Here is a 15,642-nt window from a genome sequence, read left to right as displayed (position 1 = left end):
GACGACAGCCATGCAGCACCTCGACACCAGCCCCGAAGGGAAAGTGCATCTCTGCACCGGTCTAGTGCCGTTCGAACCCAGGTAAGGTTCTTCGCGTTGCGTCGAATTAAACCACATGCTCCACCGCTTGTGCGGGCCCCCGTCAATTCCTTTGAGTTTTAATCTTGCGACCGTACTTCCCAGGCGGAGAACTTAATGCGTTAGCTTCGACACCGCAGGGGTCAACACCCGCGACATCTAGTTCTCATCGTTTACGGCGTGGACTACCAGGGTATCTAATCCTGTTTGCTCCCCACGCTTTCGCGTCTCAGCGTCAGTATCCGTCCAGATGGCCGCCTTCGCCACCGGTGTTCCTCCCGATATCTACGAATTTCACCTCTACTTGGGGAATTCCGCCATCCTCTCCGGCACTCAAGCTCAGCAGTTTCGGGTGCACTTCCTCGGTTGAGCCGAGGGCTTTCACACCCGACTTGCAAAGCCGCCTACACGCGCTTTACGCCCAATAATTCCGAACAACGCTTGCACCCTCTGTATTACCGCGGCTGCTGGCACAGAGTTAGCCGGTGCTTCTTCTCCCGGTACAGTCAAACCGCTGGATGTTAGCCAGCGGGTTTTCGTCCCGGTCGAAAGTGCTTTACAATCCGAAGACCTTCATCACACACGCGGCGTTGCTGCATCAGGCTTTCGCCCATTGTGCAAAATTCCCCACTGCTGCCTCCCGTAGGAGTCTGGACCGTGTTTCAGTTCCAGTGTGGCCGTGCGCCCTCTCAGGCCGGCTACTGATCATCGCCTTGGTGAGCCGTTACCTCACCAACTAGCTAATCAGCCGCGACCCCCTCTTCAAGCCCATTGCTGCTTTGATCACAAGGAATTTCACCTCGCGATGTTATGCGGTATTAGCCCCGGTTTCCCGGAGTTATCCCCCGCTCGAAGGCAGGTTAGTCACGTGTTACTCACCCGTTCGCCACTTTACTCGCGGGGTTGCCCCCGCTTTCTCGTGCGACTTGCATGTGTTAGGCACGCCGCCAGCGTTGATTCTGAGCCAGGATCAAACTCTCGTTTGAAACCTGATTTCTTCCCGGCTTGCACCGGGAAGACGCCGCCTTCGCAAGCGAAGACGGCACTATCTTGTGAGATCGCTCGAACTTTACTCAAGCAATTTCGGGGCTCCTGATCCACGTCCTTGCGGACGCAGTCAGGGCCTTACTCACGACTGGCACGTTCAACCTAGTTGTCAAAGACCGAACCGCAATCCGCCTGAGCGGCGCGCTTCGGCCGGACGAACTGCAAAAGCAGGACGTCCGTCCTCGCAACTTCCCCCCTAAGCTGATTAGATCAGCTTCGAGAGGAAAACCTTTAAACACTATCGCGAGCTGCAGCGCACTGTCAACCCGAAGCACCAGGAAAAGCAACCCAGCTTCTTCGGTGGCTCAAACGCTTATTCAAATCAGAACGGCGGAGCTATGCGCGCAAACACGCGCTCCCGCGACATAGGACCGTGCCACTGGGCACAGGCCCGTGCAGGAGCAAAAAGAATCAATAAAAGACCGTTTGGAGGTTCTTGCGAAGTACGCTTAAACCCTTCGAGGAGCTCTGTCCCCGAATATAGACTCCGTGGCCGGAGCCAATTTGCGGGCTAACAAATTAGATGTCCTTGCAATCAAAAGGATTCAACCGATTGCCGCATCCAACAGGTTAACTCGGTTCATCTTTTATACCACCGGTGGAGCGATTCTGCAACTGGCTCCCGACCGCATCCCTACTTGAATTCCACCGCCAGCCAGCGGGCGGGCTGTTTGCTGATATTCGTCAGGCTGTGTGTGAATCCGCCGTTCACCCATGCAACATTGCCCATTCTCTGTGGTAATACCGCCGCAGGCTTGCCCTCCACTTCATTTCGCAGTTCGCAGTCCGCAAGCGCGATTACTAGGTGAGGCAACTCGTGATGGTGTGAGGGGAGGGTCGCCCCTGGCATGAGCTTGATCTCTGATACCCGCACTGCTGCGGTGTCGTAAATTGTGTCAGTCACATTTCCGTCGCCCACCTCGACGCCGCGTCTGCTAGGTTCACTGGCCTGGGTCGCGCCGGGCTTGAGTATCTCAACCGTGACGTTGCGGAAGGGGGTGTCTGCGAGGTTTTGGACCTCGTGCGCGAAACCACCCTTCAGCAGGCTCGCCTGCCCATCCTCAAGCTTGACCTTGGCCAGCTTCTCGCCAGGGATCTGGTTTTCTAATTCTGCTGGCCCAATCGCGACATACACGTAATCTTTGGCATGGCTGTGCATCAGCGTGGACTCGTGGGGCGCCACATAAACCACAAAGACCCTGGTGTATTGGTTTTCAAGGACCAGCTTGTGGTGGGGTTCGGACGTTATATCTACAGACTGTATTTGTGTTTGCGACATGACCAGCAAGGATGTTAACAGGATGCTTAGGGTTGCGAGAGCCCGCTTGAGCATACAGGGATTGTAGCTTGCATATCATGCCCTTGCAGCGGCGGACCAGTTGCCAGACTAGTGGATGTTGGGGAGCTCGCGGTTCAGATCACTCTGGATTTTCCGCTCGTGCCAGAGGCGGAGAGGCCGCCAGTAAGTGATAGCACCGAAGGCGGTAATCGCCGCCAGCAACAGCCCCGTGCTTACCCACACCAGCACTCGAGATACCCCACTCTCCGCGATCTGCAGGATTATGTTGACATTCCGCGGGGTCAATAGCAGAGCGATGGCCAACACCAACATTCCCAGGCCAGCCAGGAGTCCGGTTACATTCTTGGCCCAGCGCCCGCGGGAGTGGTACTCGGCAAAGAGCGTGTATCCGTAAAAGACGAGGCCCAGCACCGCTAGAAAGTTGGCTAGAACGGAAATCACACAATTCCTTCCTCACAGATTAGGACGCGCGCGAGCTGCAGCAGGTTGGCGCGCCCATCACCTTCAGAAAATTCAGCAGCTCTGGTTTGTTCGAACAGCAAACGCGCGAGATTCGTAACCCGGCCAGCACGCCAGGGTTTCAGGAGCATCTCACACCGTGAGGCGCCATGCCGTACCTTAAGTTCTACAGTCCTGAGTTATCAGTTTCCAAGAAGCGCAGAATTGCAAAGGAACTAACCAGAGCGACGATGCGTTCGTTTCAATTGTCTGCTGAAGACCGCGATCGCTGCACCGTGCACTTTGTGCCATTTCGGATGGAAGACATGGCCATCGGCGGCAAACTGATGATTGACGCTCCAGATCCCGATTACTTACTGGAAGTCACCGATCGGCTGCTGACAGCGGAAAAGAAAAAAAACTTCGTTGAAACAGTGACGCCTCTTTTGATCCGCTTATTGGAATTGGAGCGCAAGAGCTGGATCGCCCGCCTGCTTGTGCGTTCCGCAGTGGCATGGAAAATCAACATACAGTTCATCGAGTACAAGCCGGAAGATTCTGCTATCGGCGGAAAGTTCCTGAGCGAACTGGAGCAGGACGCGGCTTGATTTGAGAGCGCGATGAACGCGCTTGCGCTAGACTTTTCCGGTGGCCGATATTGGGAAGCTGCTGGTCTTCTTTGGCGCGCTGGTACTCCTCTTCGGTGTAATCCTGGTCGTTGCTGGCCGTACGCACATTCCCATTGGACGCCTTCCGGGTGACATCGTCTGGCGCGGTAAACACACCATCTTCTATTTCCCCCTGGCTACTTCCATCATTTTGAGCGTCGTGCTCTCTTTGCTTTTTTACCTCTTCGGCCGCTTTGGTGGCGGGCGCTAAAAGCTGGCGAACCTGCGAGCGGCGCCTGTAAACTGCAAGTCTAATGGCCAGCAGCGGCGACCAATTGGGATTGCTGTTTCAACCGGCGCGCCAAAGAGTTTGGAAAGTCTGCGACCTGGTAAGCGCTGTTCGGACCCATCTGGAGCGCGAATACAGCGATTTATGGGTGGAAGGGGAGATTTCGAACTACCGTCCTTCCGATTCCGGCCACCTCTACTTCACACTAAAAGACGACAGTTCGCAGGCCCGAGTAGTTATGTTCCGCTCCCAGGCGAAGCTGTTGCGTTTCCGCCCACAGAACGGAATGCAGGTGATCGCGCGCGGGCGGGTAACGATTTACGATGCGCGCGGCGAACTGCAAATCTCCGCCGAATACCTGGAGCCCAAAGGCGCTGGCGCGCTCCAAATCGCTTTTGAGCAGCTTAAGGCACGTCTGGAGGCAGAGGGATTATTCGAGACGGCACGTAAGAAGCCAATACCGTCACTGCCCCGACGCATCGGCCTGGTCACGTCGCCTCGGGGAGCCGCCATACGCGATATTTTGAATATATTGCGCCGCCGTCACCAGAACGCCCATGTGCTCATCTATCCCGCGCAGGTTCAGGGCGAGGCCGCGGCCAGTGAAGTGACCGCCGCGGTCCGCTACTTTAACCGCTCGAGGAACGTGGAGGTCATCATCGTGGCGCGCGGAGGCGGTTCCGTGGAAGATCTGGCCGCGTTCAACAACGAAGGCCTGGCGCGCGCGGTTGCCACTTCGGAAATTCCGGTGATTTCGGCTATTGGCCACGAAACCGATTTCACGATCATTGATTTTGTGGCCGACCTCCGCGCGCCCACTCCCTCAGCGGCTGCCGAATTGGTGATCCGTTCTCAGCAGGAAATTGAGGAACATGAGGAGAACCTACGGCGGAGACTCGCTCGTGCTTTGCGCTACCAATTGCTTATGCGAAGGCAAGCGCTCACCGAACTGGCACAGCACGGGGCTTTCGCTCGGATAACCGACGTGATTTCCCGCCGACAGCAGAAGGTTGATGACCTCAGCTATCGGTTGCTGACTGCCCAACGCGAACTTCTGGGAAAAGACCGCCGCCGCCTGGAGTTGGCAACAGCCGCGGTGCGCCACCACGATCTGCGCCGCTTGCTGCTGGGCATACGGCGCGAATTGCACGCGGGGACGGCCGCGCTTGCTGCGGCAGTCCGCAATCGCTTATTACACAACCGCTCACGATTGGAAAGCAGCGAAGGCCGGCTACAAAGCCTTTCCCCACTAAACATCCTGGAACGCGGCTACGCCCTGGTGTTCGATCCGCAAGGGAAACTAGTGAAGGACTCGTCCCAGGTTAAGCCGGGAGAGGAGATTTCAGCTCGCCTGGCGCGCGGGGAACTAAGCGCCACCGTAAAAAAGATACAGCCGTGAGGCAGGTTGCCGGTCAGAAGGGATTAAATACTGGATTAGAATACGGGCTGGGCTCTGTCCGAGTTCCAGCCGAGGTTTTGTCTTGACAGAAATTCTGGACCGCTGGCCACACGGGACACTGCTGTCCGTGTTGGACGTGCTCGTGGTGGCAGTGCTCATTTATCAATTTCTGGTGTTGATTCGCGGCACCCGCGCCGCACCCATGCTGATCGGCGTGGGCATGCTGGCGCTGGTCTTTTGGCTGGGTCGAATCGGCGAACTAAAGACCATCAATTGGATCCTAAGTACACTTCTTCCCTACGCAATTTTTGCCTTGATTGTGGTTTTTCAGGCGGAGATTCGCCACCTTTTGGCCAAGCTGGGAAGAGCGCTCACACTTTCCCGGTCGGCGCAGGCCTCGGCGGCGGAAGCGTATGACGACATCGTGTTGGCAGCGAATCTGTTTTCGCAAAATCAAACTGGCGCACTGGTGGTGATTGAACGCGAGATCGGGTTACGCACCCATATCGAAAGCGGTGTCCCGCTCGACGCAAGGCTCTCATACGACCTGCTGGCGACCATTTTTCGGCCGAGCGCACCCTTGCACGATGGCGCGGTCATCGTACAAAAGGACCGCATTGCCGCGGCTGCCTGCTTTTTGCCCCTTTCCATGAACCCCGTGCTCTCCACGCAACTCGGCACACGGCATCGCGCCGGCATCGGCATTACTGAGGAAACCGACGCCATCGCGGTAATCGTCTCCGAGGAGACGGGAGCGATCAGCCTGGCGGTCGCCGGCCAGATTCAAAGGGGCCTCTCCGTGGAAGAGTTACGCGAGCGCCTGAGCCAGCTGTTGCGCCGGTATGTACCGGCTACCACCTTGCCGACACCGATCAGCAATGGCTCTGAAGTAGAGACCAACGGCGCTCCCACGTCGCGGCCCTCGGTGCGTTCGAGTGATGCGGGAATAAGCTAAAGGATTGGGTCCTAGCTATGCTGAATTTCTTTCGGCGTTACGTTTTTCACGACTTTGGCCTCAAGCTTTTTTCGTTGCTGATGGCGATATTGCTGTGGGCCACGGTCACCCGCGACTTTGTGACCGAAGTTGCGCTCAACGTGCCGGTTGAATTCCATGGCATGCCAGAAAATCTGCAGATCAGTTCCGACTCAGTTCCGCCGGCTCAGGTGCGACTTCGTGGACCAGCTCGTCAAGTCCAGGGACTGCGTCCGTGGGATGTTCATCTCATCGTCGAGCTGGCAGGTTTGCAACCGGGCTCCCGCACCTTTCAATTGGGCCCCGGGAATGTTCACCTGCCTCGCGGATTGACGGTCGCCCAAGTAGTGCCGGCCAAGATGTCTTTGGATTTTGACTGGCGCAAGACGCGTACCGTGCAGGTTCGTCCGCGAGTGGTGGGTACTTTTTCGCGGGATACGGGAATGCACATCGCGAATGTCTTAGCTGATCCGCAAGAAATTACCATCGCCGGGCCTCAAAAGCGGGTTGAGGCAGTGGATGCCGCCACTACCGATCCGGTGGATGCAACTGGCATTTCTGGTCGTCAAACCTTCACCACCCGCGCCTACGTCTCCGATCCTCTGGTGCAGGTGTTACGCCCGGAACCTGTTCGGGTCACCGTAATAGTGGGAAAATAAGTCGTTTCGGTACTGAAGAGCACACGCCACACAGCCCCTAAAATGAGCAAACCAGAACGACAACTTTTCGGCACTGATGGAATTCGCGGGGTCGCGGGCGAGTACCCCTTGGATCGGCGCACCATCTTCGCCATTGGGCAGGCGCTCGGACACCGGCTCTTGTCGGCTGGTGGCAAGCGGGTTGTGATTGGGCAGGACACTCGTGACTCGAGCACCTGGATCGCGGAATTGCTGGCGTCGGGTCTGCTGTCCGGGGGAGTGGAAGCGGAGAGTGCGGGTGTTATAACCACCCCTGGCGTGGCGTACCTGGCGCGCAGCAACGGGTTTGCTGCGGGAGTGGTGATCTCCGCGTCACACAACCCCTGGCAGGACAATGGGATCAAGGTTTTCTCGGCAGATGGATACAAATTGCCGGATGCGGTCGAGCACCAGATCGAAGCTGAGATTTTTTCGCTGCTGGATAAATCGATTCCTGAGACGACGCCTCGCAAACTGACTGACAACTCCAAACTGCATGCGAACTACGTGAACTGGCTGGCCAGCAAGGTTACGGACACGCACTTGGGGCGCCTGAAAGTACTGGTGGATTGTGCAAACGGGGCGGCTTCAGCGGTAGCCGCGGACGTCTTTCGTGCCTGCGGGGCGCAGGCCACTTTTATCTGCACTTCGCCGGATGGACGCAATATTAATGATCGTTGTGGTGCGCTGTATCCGGAAGCCGTCGCGAGAGCCATTGCTGCTCATCCTGGGAGCTATGACCTTGGAATCACGTTCGATGGGGACGCGGACCGCGCCTTGTTCAGCGATGCGGCAGGGCGCGTGGTAAACGGCGATGCTGTACTGCTGCTGGCCGCGAGAGAGATGCAGCAGCGCGGCGCTCTCGCTGGCTCTACCGTGGTTGCCACTACGATGTCGAATATGGGACTGGAGATTGCGCTCCGCAAGTCGGGAATCCGTATGTTGCGCGCTCCCGTTGGGGACAAATACGTTTTGGAAGAGATGCAGAAGACTGGTGCCACTCTTGGTGGCGAGCAGTCCGGACACATTATCTTTCGCGACACGGACGCGACTACTGGAGATGGCCTGCTTACCGCGTTGCGTGTACTCCAGATCGTGGCCCGCTCTGGTAAACCGTTGGCAGAATTGATCGCCGACTTGCGCGTCTTCCCACAAGTCATCAAAAACATCCGCGTACGAGAGAAGAAGCCGCTGATGGAAGTTCCTGACGTGGCCCGCAGCATCACCGCAGCCGAAAAGGAACTGGACGGAAACGGTCGTGTGGTAGTGCGCTACTCCGGAACCGAGGCTTTAGCGCGCGTAATGGTGGAAGCAGAAACCGAAGAGAAGATGCAGCGGCTTACCGATTCAATCGCCGACGCTATCCAGAGAACACTCGGGCAGAGGACTTAGTCTAAATCTCTCCAGTTCGGCCCTACTCCGATATCAACCACCAGTGGAACTTTCAGGGGATGGACTTTTTCCATCTTCTCCCGAACCAGCGAGCGAACGGCGTCCACCTCGGCTTCCGGGACTTCGAATACCAGCTCGTCATGGACCTGGAGCAGCATGCGTGACTTCAATTTTTGCGTCCGCAGTTCTTCATCTATGCGGATCATGGCCAGCTTGATCAAGTCGGCAGCGGTGCCTTGTAACGGCGTGTTGACCGCTGTGCGCTCGGCGAAACCCCGCATATTGAAGTTCTTGCTGTTGATGTCAGCAATAGGCCGGATGCGTCCGAAGAGGGTTTTCACTCGCAGCTCGCGGCGCGCTTCTTCCAGGGTGCGATCGATGAATCTGCGTACGCCCTGATATTTTTCAAAATAGGCATCTATGAATTGCCTGGCCTCACTCTTTTCAATTTGCAGGTTTTGCGCCAGGCCGAACGCCGAAAGCCCATAGACGATGCCGAAGTTCACCACTTTCGCCCGCCGGCGGTGCTCAGCGTTGACCATCAGGGGCGGAACTCCGAAGACCTGGGAGGCGGTCAGGGTGTGAATGTCGTCGCCCCGGCGAAAGGCCTCCACCAGGAGCGGATCCATGGAAAAGTGCGCTAGCAGCCGCAGCTCAATCTGTGAGTAATCGGCAGCCAGGAGCATGTGGCCGGGTTCCGCAATGAAAGCCGCCCTGATCTCGCGGCCCAGTTCGGTGCGAATGGGAATATTTTGCAGGTTCGGATTGGCGGACGAGAGTCGTCCTGTGGCTGTTCCGGTTTGGCTAAAGGTCGTGTGCAGCCGCTGGGTACACGAGTTCAGCAACGCAGGGAGAGCATCCACATAAGTGGACTTGAGCTTCGAGAGCTGGCGATACTCCAGCACCAGCCGAGGCACTTCGTGAGTGAGCGCCAAAGTCTCGAGCACATCCACAGCTGTAGAGATGGTCTTTCCCTTGCCATATTTCACCGGTTTGGGCAGGTTGAGCTTGTTGAACAACACGTCTCCGAGTTGACGCGGCGAGTTGATATTAAAATCAACGCCGGCCAGCTCGTGAATTTCCTTGGCCTTGGCACCGCACTCGCGCTCCAGGCGTGCGGACATTTCCGCCAGGACATCGCAATCAATTTTCACGCCGGCCGCTTCCATCCGCGCCAATACTGGTACCAGCGGCAGGTCTATTTCCTCGTAAACCTTGGTCAGACCGCTTTCTTCCACTTCGTTACGAAGAGCTCGCGCTAACCTTCCGGTGGCATCCGCGGCTTCGGCAAGAGAACCAGAGAGCTTGAGGTTAAAGCGCCGCAGCGCAACATCAGGCAGGCGGTGCGAACTGTAAGTTGGGTCGAGCAAGTATGAGTACAACAATGAATCATCGCGAACGCCGGTCAGCTCGTGTCCAAGCCCTTCAAATGTGTGAATCGAGGCCTTGTAGTTGTGGACAGCTTTGGGCAAAGCGGCATCATCGAGCGCTGACAGGAGCTTTGCCGCGGCTGTGCCCTCATCGAGAGAAATTTCCAATGCTGAGCCCGGCCCGGCGGAGATCGCAATCTTGTGTACGGGTTCGGGCTGTGCGGGCGCTGATGTGGTCAGCGGCAGTTCGCCGGATTCAACATCGTCCGCTTCTTCGTCGGAGTCGGGCGATGTGGCCTCCTGAACTAATGGGGCCGCAACTGCCAAGGCCAGTGCGCTGCCTTTTCTTACCGCTTTCAAAACCGCCTGGACATCCGCGGCAGACTTGGCTTCGCTGTACCGCGACTCACTGACTTCGATTCCCGAAATAAAGTCCTTCAGCAGGGTGGTGAATTCCAGCTCTGTGAAAAGTTTGCGACAGGCCTCCGCATCCGGCTCCCCGGCCCGCATTGCTTCTACGTCGAGCTCCAGGCCAACGTTGCGATCGAGAGTAACGAGTTGCTTGCTCAGCAGGATGTTGTCCCGATTGTTCAGCAAAGACTCGCGGTAGCTTTTCTTTTCGACTTCGGCGGCATGATCCAGAGCTCCCTCGACTGAGCCAAATCGGCGGATAAGCTCCACCGATCCTTTGTCGCCAATTCCGGGAGCGCCAGGAATGTTGTCAATGCTGTCGCCGCGCAGGGCCATCACATCAACCACCCGCTCGGGAGGAACGCCGAGAATCTCTTCCACTTTGGCGCGATCGCAAATCAAATTGTCCTTCGGGGGATTGAGCACACAAATCCCGTCGCTCACCAACTGGAGCATGTCTTTATCACTGGAAACCACGTACACCGGATAAGACTGCTCCGCCGCTTTGCGGGCCAAAGTTCCAATGACGTCGTCGGCCTCGTAGCCCGGCATTTCCAGGATCGGAATTCGGTATGCCTCCAGGGCGCGCCGAATGTAGGGCAGCTGCTGCGCGAGGTCTCCCGGCATCTCCGCCCGGGTCGCCTTGTAACCATCGTACGCGTGCTCCTGAAAGGTCTGTGTTTTTATATCGAATTTGCGGATCGAGGTGATCGCCGCGGCCTGCTGATCGCGAAATGTGGGGGCCGCCACGTCATAAACCGCCGCCAAATACTCCGGGTGAAAGTCTTCGCGCAGCTTGCGAAGCATGTTGACGAATACGTACGTCGCCGCCGTTGGGATGCCGGTGCGGGTGGACATGGGCCGCTGCCGCGCCATCGCGTGATAGGCGCGGAAAATAAAAGACATGGCATCAATCAAGAAGATGCGCCCTTTCCCGGGAGCACCCTCGGGCAGGCGCGGCTTGGATGTTGCAATCGCCGGTACGGTTACCGGTTTCGGCGGAACCTGGCTTTCGGCCTCGGGGACAGCTTCAGCCTGGGCCATCGAGTTTTTCTTTCGGGCAGGCAACAATTTAGTTTAGCAGTCAGCAGGCAAATAAATCGCGGCGGGGACAGCCACCCTCGGCTGTCCGAACGAGCTCCGCTCGCCATGCACAGGCGAGGCGCCTGTGCCCACGCAAGCTGAGAGCTCCCAACCGTGGTTCTTTCGTTCGGAGCGCAGAGAAATCCCCGGACTTTGACTACTCGATGAACATGCAATCGCCGTACGAGTAAAAGCGATAGCGGTTTTTGATGGCATGACGATAAGCGGCAAGAACGCGGTCGCGCCCGGCGAACGCGGAGACCAGCATCAACAGCGTTGACTTCGGCAGGTGAAAATTCGTCACTAGAGCTCCGACTACCTGGAACCGGAATCCCGGATAAATGAAAAGCTCGGCCTCGCCGCTGGCGGGCTCGATGCCTATTCTGCCGCTTTGCAGGGCGGCGTACTCCAAGGTACGGACGGTGGTTGTGCCAACCGCTACGATCCTCCGTCCGGAGGCCATTGCCCGGCTGATCCGCTCCGCCGCCTCCGGCGAAATGCGATACCACTCGCGGTGCAAACGATGGTCCTCAACCCGTTCACTGCGCACCGGCTGGAACGTTCCCAGTCCCACATGCAACGTAATCTCGGCCGTTTCAATGCCTTTCTCGCGGAGGCGCCCAAATATCTCTGGTGTGAAATGCAGTCCCGCAGTCGGCGCTGCCACCGAGCCACTCTCGCGGGCATAAACCGTCTGATAGCGATCGCGATCGGCAGGCCGATCGAGGCGGTCAATATAGGGCGGCAGCGGCACGTGCCCAATGCGCTCAATGGCGTCAACAAAATCGGGGTGCGGGACGAATCGAATCCGTCGCTCTCCAAAACTACGGCCATCCAGTCCGCCCCGACCGATGACTTCTGCCTGCAACTCTGCCCCCTCTCCGAAAAACAGCCGCTCGCCGAGTCCAATTTTGCGCCCCGGATGCACCAGGCACTCCCATTCATTTGGCTCCTGCGATAGCTGCCGGGTAAGCAGCACTTCAATTCGGCCTTGGAGGAACTCTGCAGCGGCCGGATTGTTAGGACTAACCAGCTGGGCGCGAACCCCGACTCGCCTCCCATAGAGACGTGCCGGAAAGACGCGCGTATTGTTCAATACCAGCAAGTCGTCGGCGCGAAGAAGATCAGGCAGATCACGGAAGACCCGGTCGCGCAGCGCTGCATCGTCGGCAGCCCCTCCCATTTGCAGGTGCAGCATACGCGAGGCGCTCCGATCTGGCAGCGGCTCTTTGGCGATCAGCTCTTGGGGAAGGTAGTAGTCGAACTCCGAAACCAGCACTGGCCAATTATAGGAGCAGACGTATTTGAAACTTGAATCGCCGGCGAAAGCGCATTGCCGGATTCTCGCTCCTGCGGTACCATTCGACAAGTTGCGGGGACCCACCTGCTCGGCTTCCGAATGAAAAGTGAGCGTCAGCACCGGGAAGAGATTGTCCGCATCGGGGGCATGATCCACCAGCGCGGCTACATTGCGGCTACCGATGGCAACATTTCCGTGCGGCTCCCCAAAGATCGGATCCTGGTGACGCCGACCGCCATGTGCAAGGGGATGCTCGGCAGGTCGGATTTGGTGGTCGTAGATCTGCAGGGACACAAGCTCAGCGGGCGTCGCGAGGTAACTAGTGAAGTGGCCATGCACCTGCTGATTTACAACCTCCGCCCTGACGTGCGGGCGGTCGTTCATGCTCACCCACCTACCGCCACTGGATACGCCGCAGCGGGCATGCCTCTAAACCAACCCTTGGTTTCTGAGGTGGTGATCGCCCTCGGCACCATACCCCTGGCCGAATATGCCACGCCGGGTACGCCCCAGCTCTCCCAGACACTCGCCCCGCTGGTACCGCACCACAACGCCATATTGATGTCCAACCACGGCGTGGTCACCTACGGCGAGGATTTGTTTGTTGCCTATATGCGTATGGAGACGGTCGAGCACTTCGCCAAGATTGCCTTAGTGACTCACATGTTGGGAAAGCAGCAACTATTGAGCCAAGAGGAACTCGAAAAGCTGGCGATCACGCGCGAAAAGTATGTCTGTGCCATCAACGATGCACAGAAGAGCGGCAACGGCCGTGCTGGAAACAGTCACAGCCGCCGCCGCTAAGAATCACTCTCCACCCACGCGAAACCGCAGTCCTGCTCTGAAGTTGGCCCGGAGTGCCGGATATCCCGAAGCTTCTTCGTAGCGTCGATTGAAGGCATTGCCTACGCTCGCATATACGCTCACATGGGAATTGATGGCATACCAGCTGCCTAGGTCAACTCGCACGTAGCCGGCAGTATGGTCAATGTGCGGTATCAGCCCGAGAAAGTCTGAATCAACTCGCCTGCCCAGAGCGGTAGCACCAATCTGCCCGCCCCAGCGACGGCTGGCATAGTTCAACAGAGCATTTCCTGAATGCCTGGGCCGGCGCACCAGTTCCGCCCCAGTCCCTAACAGGGGGTCGCAAAAGTTTTGCGGGGTGCAGAGGGGAGCTGCGAGTACCTGAGTGGAAGTGTACGTATAAGCGGAATCAAGCGACATCCGCGTGGTTAATCGGGCGTGGAACTCGAACTCCGCGCCATGGGCCAAAGTTTTATTTACGTTTACGTATTGGCCGACGAAAGTGACTGGACTGCTGGCAAACTCAACCTGGTTGCGAAAAATATTGTGATAGTAAGTGGCGGACAAGACATATTTCCCTCCCCCCAGCTTCTGCTCAATGCCCGCGTCAAACGAGCGGTTCTCTTCCGGCTTCAGATTCGGATTAGGAATCGCGAACGGCCCGTTGGCAAAAGCTTCTTCCAGACGCGGCTCCTTAATCCCTGTCGCATAGGATCCGCGCAGACGCGTTCCTGAAAAGGTTTGCCCACCGCGCAGCATCAGCACGCTGCCTGCAATCCGTGGCACGACTTTGTTGCCGAAGGTGCCGTTCTGCACGAAGCGCAATCCCGCCTGCAAAGACGCACGTCCCCAGGTCAATAGCTGTTGGCCGTAAACATCGTGGTTGAGGCGCACTGCGTGCACCACTGGTATGTTGACGAAGCCGTTCTCATCTTCAAAGCGGTAGCCGAATGTAGTCCGCGCCCAGCTTCGCTCCCAGTATTCGCCTTGATATTCAAATCCGGCACGATTGAAGTCGTTGAGCAAACGAAATGGGAAATCGACATTGCCGTATAGCGGCGAAACGATGCCAGGATCCACCACGTCATCCTCGTTGAGGCGCACATGCCGGTATTCGAACCCGGTAAATCGGTGGATAGAGCGCGATGTACTGGCCGTGATTTCGCCGCTGGAGAGGAAATTATTCTGGCGAGCCCGCTGATCGCGATCAGGCGCCAGTAGCGGGAGACCGTTAAAGTTCCAGGCGGATTGGATCCCTGTACGGTTATTCGAATGGCGGGCACGCAGGCGGAACGATATCTGTCGGCTGAGTTTTATTCCGACATTGCCCCCCTGCGAAGAATTTGAGTAGTCGTCGTTAATGCCCTGGCCGCTGGTGTTGAATTGATCGCCGAACACGTTGTAATCGAAGCGGCCCCGCGCGCCTGCAACCGAAGCGTAGCCGTGAGCGGCCTGGAAGCTGCCCCCGTCCGCACCGAAGCGAAGCTCAGGAACGCGGGTGCTGCCTTCGCGGCTCCAGGTTTGCACCACGCTGGTCATGGCGTCAGAGCCGTAAAGGTCGCTCGCTGCCCCACGCACCATCTCCAGCCGATCGATTTCGACCATCGGAACCACGCCGAAATCGAATGTGCCTCCGGGTTCATCCACGGTCACGTCGTCAACTATGACTTTGTTGTAGCGGGAATCGCCTCCTCGCACAAAAAGCGAAGAAAGGCCTCCTTGGCGACCGGCAATCCCGATGATCGCACCGGGCAGGAAGCGCAAAGCTTCTGCTTCATCCACCGGCTGCATATTCTTGAGTTCGTCGGCGTTGAGGCTTGCAACCGCCGCGCCGCTCTCCTCTGTAGGAACCGGGGTTCGCGTGGCGGAAACGGTAACGTTTTCAGATGCGGCGGCCACGTGCAGCTTCAGGGTATGTTCTCCGGGCGCGCCAACACGAGCTTCCTCTTCCGCGAATCCCGGCGCCAATACTCGAACGCGGTATTCGCCCGCACGCAGTGCAGTGAAAGTGGTCTTACCTTCAGCAGAGGTGGTTTGCATCACGAGGGAAGCGGGCTGATCGGCCTGAGACAACAGCACCCGCGCATTGGGGACGAGGGCGTCCTGGGAATCAACAACTGTGACTGTCAGATTGTTGGCGCTGGGACCGCTCCCCAGCGCGACCGGACCGCAAATCATGATAAAGAGAACGTAAAGCAGGACTCGCACGAGACTCCTCCTTTGCACGCGAAAGGGGTTGCGGTGGCGATTCGCGCCGGTCTCCTGGCTTTGCGAGTCAGGATGTTCAGCTCACAAGCATCACAGCTTGTGGGCGACATCCGCGATCAATCGTCGGCCTTCCCGGGATCTCCCAGTGACCGGCGAAACGGTCCTCGCTTACAGTTGCGCGGCAGCGCGGGATTCTCACCCGCTTCCCAGTCCTGAGCAGGCGCTCAGGACACGCGAACCAAAGTTGGCAAAGAGCAATGCAGGA

The 15,642-nt window shown here is 57.7% G+C and carries 12 protein-coding genes, 1 rRNA gene and 1 riboswitch; of the genes, 7 read left to right on the top strand and 6 right to left on the bottom strand.

Annotated elements, in window-relative coordinates; all coding sequences use genetic code 11:
* The 3 genes from VFA76_04195 to VFA76_04185 all read right to left on the bottom strand — a co-directional run.
* A 16S ribosomal RNA gene (locus tag VFA76_04195) occupies positions 1-1,064 on the bottom strand; the annotation flags it as partial.
* Between the two features lie 695 nt (positions 1,065-1,759).
* The gene (locus VFA76_04190; protein ID HZR31040.1) at positions 1,760-2,404 is read right to left on the bottom strand and encodes a hypothetical protein; all 645 of its coding nucleotides are present in this window, start codon (positions 2,402-2,404) and stop codon (positions 1,760-1,762) included.
* Positions 2,405-2,512: 108 nt separating this feature from the next.
* The gene (locus tag VFA76_04185) at positions 2,513-2,866 is read right to left on the bottom strand and encodes a hypothetical protein (GenBank protein ID HZR31039.1); all 354 of its coding nucleotides are present in this window, start codon (positions 2,864-2,866) and stop codon (positions 2,513-2,515) included.
* 167 nt (positions 2,867-3,033) lie between these two features.
* On the opposite strand from VFA76_04185, the gene VFA76_04180 reads away from it, so the two are divergent.
* The 6 genes from VFA76_04180 (at position 3,034) to glmM (ending at position 8,201) form a co-directional block, all read left to right on the top strand.
* Positions 3,034-3,471: a hypothetical protein gene (locus VFA76_04180; protein ID HZR31038.1), complete on the top strand. Its 438-nt coding sequence runs from the start codon at positions 3,034-3,036 to the stop codon at positions 3,469-3,471.
* Between the two features lie 40 nt (positions 3,472-3,511).
* The gene (locus tag VFA76_04175) at positions 3,512-3,742 is read left to right on the top strand and encodes a DUF2905 domain-containing protein (protein ID HZR31037.1); all 231 of its coding nucleotides are present in this window, start codon (positions 3,512-3,514) and stop codon (positions 3,740-3,742) included.
* Positions 3,743-3,785: 43 nt separating this feature from the next.
* Complete coding sequence (gene xseA / locus VFA76_04170) at positions 3,786-5,159, top strand: exodeoxyribonuclease VII large subunit (GenBank protein HZR31036.1); 1,374 nt, start codon at positions 3,786-3,788, stop codon at positions 5,157-5,159.
* Between the two features lie 82 nt (positions 5,160-5,241).
* Positions 5,242-6,114: a diadenylate cyclase CdaA gene (cdaA, locus tag VFA76_04165; protein ID HZR31035.1), complete on the top strand. Its 873-nt coding sequence runs from the start codon at positions 5,242-5,244 to the stop codon at positions 6,112-6,114.
* A 17-nt stretch (positions 6,115-6,131) separates the two neighbouring features.
* Positions 6,132-6,791: a CdaR family protein gene (locus tag VFA76_04160; GenBank protein ID HZR31034.1), complete on the top strand. Its 660-nt coding sequence runs from the start codon at positions 6,132-6,134 to the stop codon at positions 6,789-6,791.
* 42 nt (positions 6,792-6,833) lie between these two features.
* Complete coding sequence (glmM, locus tag VFA76_04155; GenBank protein HZR31033.1) at positions 6,834-8,201, top strand: phosphoglucosamine mutase; 1,368 nt, start codon at positions 6,834-6,836, stop codon at positions 8,199-8,201.
* Here the strand turns inward: glmM and polA are convergent.
* Positions 8,198-11,026, bottom strand: coding sequence for a DNA polymerase I (gene polA, locus VFA76_04150; GenBank protein ID HZR31032.1), 2,829 nt, complete (start codon positions 11,024-11,026; stop codon positions 8,198-8,200). The genes glmM and polA overlap by 4 nt on opposite strands.
* Positions 11,027-11,222: 196 nt before the next feature.
* On the bottom strand, positions 11,223-12,449 hold the full coding sequence (gene queA, locus VFA76_04145; GenBank protein HZR31031.1) for a tRNA preQ1(34) S-adenosylmethionine ribosyltransferase-isomerase QueA: 1,227 nt from the start codon (positions 12,447-12,449) through the stop codon (positions 11,223-11,225).
* Positions 12,450-12,464: 15 nt separating this feature from the next.
* Here queA and VFA76_04140 point away from each other — a divergent pair, with 15 nt between their 5' ends.
* Complete coding sequence (locus tag VFA76_04140; GenBank protein ID HZR31030.1) at positions 12,465-13,169, top strand: class II aldolase/adducin family protein; 705 nt, start codon at positions 12,465-12,467, stop codon at positions 13,167-13,169.
* Between the two features lie 3 nt (positions 13,170-13,172).
* Here VFA76_04140 and VFA76_04135 read toward each other — a convergent pair whose 3' ends face one another.
* The gene (locus VFA76_04135) at positions 13,173-15,377 is read right to left on the bottom strand and encodes a TonB-dependent receptor (GenBank protein ID HZR31029.1); all 2,205 of its coding nucleotides are present in this window, start codon (positions 15,375-15,377) and stop codon (positions 13,173-13,175) included.
* 26 nt (positions 15,378-15,403) lie between these two features.
* Positions 15,404-15,629, bottom strand: a riboswitch (cobalamin riboswitch).
* Positions 15,630-15,642 lie beyond the last annotated feature (13 nt).

The sequence above is a fragment of the Terriglobales bacterium genome (genome assembly GCA_035651655.1).
GTDB lineage: Bacteria > Acidobacteriota > Terriglobia > Terriglobales > Acidobacteriaceae > DASRFG01.
The sequence above is the reverse complement of the archived record's forward strand: the minus strand, read 5'-3'. Positions and strand labels throughout refer to the sequence as shown.

Coding starts and splice junctions, on each gene's coding strand:
- VFA76_04190 (HZR31040.1), bottom strand. CDS start 2,404: ATGTCGCAAACACAAATACAGTCTGTAGATATAACGTCCGAACCCCAC.
- VFA76_04180 (HZR31038.1), top strand. CDS start 3,034: ATGCCGTACCTTAAGTTCTACAGTCCTGAGTTATCAGTTTCCAAGAAG.
- xseA (HZR31036.1), top strand. CDS start 3,786: ATGGCCAGCAGCGGCGACCAATTGGGATTGCTGTTTCAACCGGCGCGC.
- VFA76_04160 (HZR31034.1), top strand. CDS start 6,132: ATGCTGAATTTCTTTCGGCGTTACGTTTTTCACGACTTTGGCCTCAAG.
- glmM (HZR31033.1), top strand. CDS start 6,834: ATGAGCAAACCAGAACGACAACTTTTCGGCACTGATGGAATTCGCGGG.
- polA (HZR31032.1), bottom strand. CDS start 11,026: ATGGCCCAGGCTGAAGCTGTCCCCGAGGCCGAAAGCCAGGTTCCGCCG.
- VFA76_04140 (HZR31030.1), top strand. CDS start 12,465: ATGAAAAGTGAGCGTCAGCACCGGGAAGAGATTGTCCGCATCGGGGGC.